Raw genomic sequence first — 4808 nt, 5'->3', positions numbered from 1 at the left:
GGCGGTGACCGGTGAATCCCCGGCGACCTGCGCGAGCGCGGTGGCCGCGACCGATCCCTGGGCCCCGCGGCACCGTCGCTGCGCGCCGGTCCGCCCGGACCGAGTCAGGCACTGGACCGAGTCGGACACCGGGGCGAGGCGGGCCGGGCCGAGTGAGAACCGCACGGGGTGCGTGAGGCCGGACAGGTGTGCGTTCGGTGCGGTTCGGGTGACGGCGTCGAACCGGCCCAGGGCGTACCGGGGGCACATGGCCGGGGTCCGGAACCGGGCCCGGGGCCGTCCTCCCCGGACCCGGTTCCGAGTCATCACCGGTCGGCGCGCTGGTGCTCGCGCTCGGCTGTTCCGGACGCGTCCCCGCCCGCCTCCCCGCCGGGCGCGTCCTCCCCGCCCGCCGGCGTCACCGTCCCGGCCGAGCCGTCGACCGTGATCAGGTCGCCGTCCTTGATCCGCCGGGTGGCCTCCCGCAGGCAGATCACCGCCGGGATGCCGTACTCGCGGGCCACCGTCGGCCCGTGCGCGATCGGCGATCCGGTCTCGGTGACCAGCCCCGCCGCCGTCATGAACAGCGGCGTCCAGCCCGGGTCGGTGGTCGGGGCGACCAGGATCTCGCCCGGCTCCAGCGTCGCCCCCGCCGGGTCGCGCACCACCCGGGCCCTGCCGGTGGCGCGGCCCGCCGCAGCGGGCTTGCCGACCATCGCCCCCTCCTCCGGGGGCGGCGCGGGCAGCAGCGCCTCCACGTCGGTGCCGTCCGACAGCAGCAGCGCGGGCACCTCCGGGCGGCGCAGCTCGCGGCGGTAGAAGGCGCGCCGCTCGGCCACCTTCTTCCGCAGGTCGGCGCCGTCCTCCACGACGGTTCGCAGCTCGGGCACCTTGAGGAACATGACGTCCTCGGGCCGGTCCAGCAGCCCGCGCGAGACCAGTTCCTCCCCGATCCGGACCAGTTCGCGGCGGATCGTCCAGAACGGGATCAGCCAGGCGAACTTGGCGACCTCCCGCAGCCCGGTCAGCTCCCGCGAGCGCCGCATCAGGAACAGTCCCAGCCGTCCCCGAACCCGGTGCCTGTGCCGCACCCGCCGTGCCACGTCGGCGATGACCGCCTCCGCGCGCTCGGCGGCGCGGGCGAAGCGCCGGTCCGGCGCAAGCTCGGGGTCGTCCACCCGCAGGTAGTTGGCGATCGTCGCGAACAGCGGCGACGGGTCGTCGCCCCAGCGCGGCATGCCGATGTCGACCTCGGCGGCGGCCCGGTGGCCGTACAGCCGCAGGAACTCCTCCATCCCGATGTCGGGCAGGGTGCCCGCCCGGTACTTGACGGCCAGCTCCTTCGGCGGGGTGGAGACGAACAGGTCCCCGTGCTCGCGCGCGCGGGTCGCCATCCGCCACAGCGCCATGTCCATCTCGGTGGTGACGTTGTACGGCATCCCGCCGAGCGCCGCGTCCGCCTCCTCCTCGGTGATGATGCCCTTGAGCACCGCCGACGGGGCCATGGTGAGGATGATCCCGGTGAACAGCGGCCACATCAGCATCATGATCCCGCGGAACATGGTCTCGTCGCTGACGCCGTTCTCCACGTACCGCAGCCGGGCGTCGAGGGACGCGCCCTCGGGCGGGGGAGCGGGGGTCTCCTCACGCAGGATGCGGATGGCCTCGTCCACCTTGGCCCGCGCGGCCGCGGGCTTGGCCAGCGAGTGGGCGATGCCCGCCACGGCGGGCCCGGTGTACCGCAGGGTCCAGCGCAGCATCGGCCCGACTTTGAAGGGCAGCCCCGGCGCCGGGGAGAAGCGCGCGTCCTTCATCAAGTATTCGATCCCGGCCCTGGCGCGGGGACCGTACACGTCCGCCATGGACCCCAGGCGCGGCCGCATCGTCCTGCTCCGCAGGAAACTGGTCATGTCGATGTAGAGGCGCCCGCCGATCCCGGCCATCATCGGCGCTGAGGGGCCGCTGCGCGGGGCCTTCAAGAAGTCCCCCATCCAGTCCTCCAGCATGGTCTCCATCATCGAGAAGCCCATGGGCGTCATCGGGCGCAGCAGCCCCTGGATGTTGCCCGCCTCCATGTAGGCGCGCGGCTGCGGCAGGTGCGCGTCCTCCGGGAGCGGGAACAGGGTGGTGATCGCCCGCGACTGCAGCAGCCACAGGACCCCGTTGGCGTCGTAGGCCCACTCGGCGTCCTGCGGGGAGCCGAAGTGCCGCTGCAGCCGCTCGCCCGCCGCGCGCAGCTCCTCCACCTGGGTGCGGGTCAGGCACCCGTCCTCGGGGCCCTCGACGCCGTCGGGGCCCATCTCGTAGTGGTCGGGCACGCCGGTGCCGTCGACCACGGCGGTGCCCAGCCCGTACACCGCGTCGGCGACCATCACCGAGCGGCTGCCGCTGAGCGGGTCGGCGGTGAACAGTACTCCGGCGGTCTCCGCCTCCACCATGCGCTGGACGACGACCGCCATGTGCACGTCGCCGCCGTCGATCTCGTTGTCGCGGCGGTAGGCGACCGCCCGCTCGGAGTCCAGCGACGCCCAGCAGCGGCGGACCGCCTCCACCAGCTCCTCCACGCCCTCGACGCCCAGGATCGTGTCCTGCTGCCCGGCGAAGCTGGCATCGGGCAGGTCCTCGGCGGTGGCGCTGGAGCGCACGGCCACCCGGCCGCCCCCCAGGTCGGCGTAGGCCGCGGCGAGTTCCTCCTCGGGGACGGCACCCGCCCGGTGCGCCTCGGTGGTCAGGCAGAAGCCGGGCGGGACCCGCTCACCGGCGGCGACCATCTCGCCCAGCCCGGCGGCCTTGCCGCCGACCAGGCCGATCATGCCGGCGTCGATCTCACTCAGGCCGACCACGTGCATCGCGTTCACTCCTCATCCTGTGCGCCGCCTCGGCGAGCAGCTCCATCGCGCTCACCACGGCTTCCAATTCCTCCGCCGTCAGGTAGTCCCACAGGCGGGTCTGCGCCTCCATCCGGACCCGGGCGATGCCGTCCAGCACCTCCCGCCCCGCTTCGGTGAGGCGGACCCGCCGGACCCGGCGGTCGGCGGCGTCCTCGTAGCGCTCCACGAGACCGCGCCGCACCATACGGTCGACCAGGCGGCTCGTCCGCGACGTGGAGCGGCCGAGCACTTCGGCCAGCCCGGTCAGGGGCGGATCCCCCGGGAAGGGCGGGCGGTCGTGGTCGAGCGTCTGGAGCAGGGCCATCTCGATGAGCGAGAGGTCCTCGTCGTCGTTGACCCGCACAAGACTGGGAACCGTGTCGCGCTGCATGGAGCGGATCACGGCCTCAAGGCGTGCACGCTGATACTTGTGCGTGTTTGCATCGATTGCCATTGCGCAATCAAATCTAGGGCGGCCGAATCGCGGGTGTCCAGAAGGCGGAGGCGATCCATACGCGGTCTTGACGCGGGGCGGCGGGGCGCGTCGGCCGGGGGCTGGAGGGCGGGCCGCTCACGCGGCTCGGGCCGCCGGTCGGCGCCCCTGGATCCCGGGGCCCGGGCGGACGCGCCGTCCGGGAGTAGGCTCTGGGCGGAGATCCGCGCCGCTGCCGACCGGTCGGGCCGCCCCGCGCCCGCCGTGCCCAGTGCTCCTGGCCGAAGCCCATCGCCTCCACCGGGCCCCGCATGCGGGCCCGGTGCGCAGTGTGCAGAAAGGAAAGACCATGGCCGAACGCCCTGGACGGAAGGCGCCGCGTGTCACGACGGCGACGGTGGTGCGCACGGAGCGGCTGACCCCGCACATGGTCCGCGTGGTGCTCGGCGGCCCGGAGGTCGCCGCCCTCGGCGCGGACCGGTTCACCGACCACTACGTCAAGCTGCTGTTCCCGCGCGCCGGGGTGGAGTACCCCGAGCCGTTCGACCTGGAGCGCATCCGGGCGGAGATGCCGCGCGAGCAGTGGCCCGACATGCGCACCTACACCGTCCGCCGCTGGGACGCCGAGCGTGCCGAGATGGACGTCGACTTCGTGGTCCACGGGGAGGCCGGGCTCGCGGGCCCGTGGGCGGCCGGTGCCGCGCCCGGGGACGTCGTGCGGTTCTCGGGCCCCGGCGGCGCCTACGCGCCGGACCCGGAGGCCGACTGGCACCTGATGGCGGGCGACGAGAGCGCCCTCCCGGCGATCGCGGCCTCCTTGGAGCGGCTTCCCGAGGGGGCGGTCGCGCACGTCTTCATCGAGGTCGAGGGGCCCGAGGAGGAGCAGCCGTTGCCGAACGCGGCGGGGGTCAAGCCGACCTGGCTGCACCGCGGCGGGGGCCGGGTGGGGGAGGCCCTCGTCCGGGCCGTTCGCGACCTGGAGCGGCCGGAGGGGGAGGTGCAGGCGTTCGTCCACGGCGAGGCGGGCTTCGTGAAGGAGCTGCGCCGCCTGCTGCGCAAGGAGTGGGAGGTGCCCAGGGAGCGCCTGTCGATCTCGGGCTACTGGCGCCTGGGCATGGACGAGGACGGATGGCAGTCCTCCAAGCGCGAGTGGACCCGCCAGGTGGAGGAGGAACAGGAAGGCGCCTGAGGGGGCGAGGGGCCGGTGGGCGTGGGGCGGCCGCGGCAAGTCCGCCCCTACCTGTAGCGCCCGTAGCGCTGTCGACCGTGGGGCGTGGGCGTGGTCATTGGAGGGGGCGGCGACCCAGCGGGTGCCCCGCTTACGGCCCCGGCCAGGTGTCGGGTCGGCGGGGTGTGGGGTGGAGGGCGGCGACGAGGCAGGTCGGCGCCCCTTGCCGCAGCGTTGTCGAGTGGCGGGCGTGTGCGCGGCCACCATGGTGGGCGACGACGGAGAAGGTGGGTGGTTCCCGGGTCCTGCCTGCCGGGCGGCGGGCCCCCCGCGGTTCGGGAAGGTGGCTCGGCAGGTG

At 74.2% G+C, this 4808-nt stretch carries 3 protein-coding genes; 1 reads left to right on the top strand and 2 read right to left on the bottom strand.

The annotated features are described in order from the left end of the window. Window positions 1–305: 305 nt before the first annotated feature. Window positions 306–2828, bottom strand: coding sequence for a PEP/pyruvate-binding domain-containing protein (locus tag D476_RS35300; RefSeq protein WP_017627844.1), 2523 nt, complete (start codon window positions 2826–2828; stop codon window positions 306–308). After that, a complete protein-coding gene (locus D476_RS0131480; protein ID WP_017627843.1) occupies window positions 2806–3303 on the bottom strand; it encodes a MarR family winged helix-turn-helix transcriptional regulator in 498 nt (165 codons plus the stop codon). The genes D476_RS35300 and D476_RS0131480 overlap by 23 nt, the downstream gene beginning before the upstream one ends. Before the next feature lie 328 nt (window positions 3304–3631). Between D476_RS0131480 and D476_RS0131475 the strand changes: the two genes are divergently transcribed. Beyond that, window positions 3632–4471 carry a siderophore-interacting protein gene (locus D476_RS0131475; RefSeq protein WP_017627842.1) on the top strand — a complete coding sequence of 280 codons (840 nt, stop codon included), beginning with the start codon at window positions 3632–3634 and terminating at the stop codon, window positions 4469–4471. Window positions 4472–4808: the final 337 nt, after the last annotated feature.

It is taken from the genome of Nocardiopsis chromatogenes YIM 90109 (genome assembly GCF_000341185.1).
GTDB lineage: Bacteria > Actinomycetota > Actinomycetes > Streptosporangiales > Streptosporangiaceae > Nocardiopsis_A > Nocardiopsis_A chromatogenes.
The sequence above is the reverse complement of the archived record's forward strand: the minus strand, read 5'-3'. Positions and strand labels throughout refer to the sequence as shown.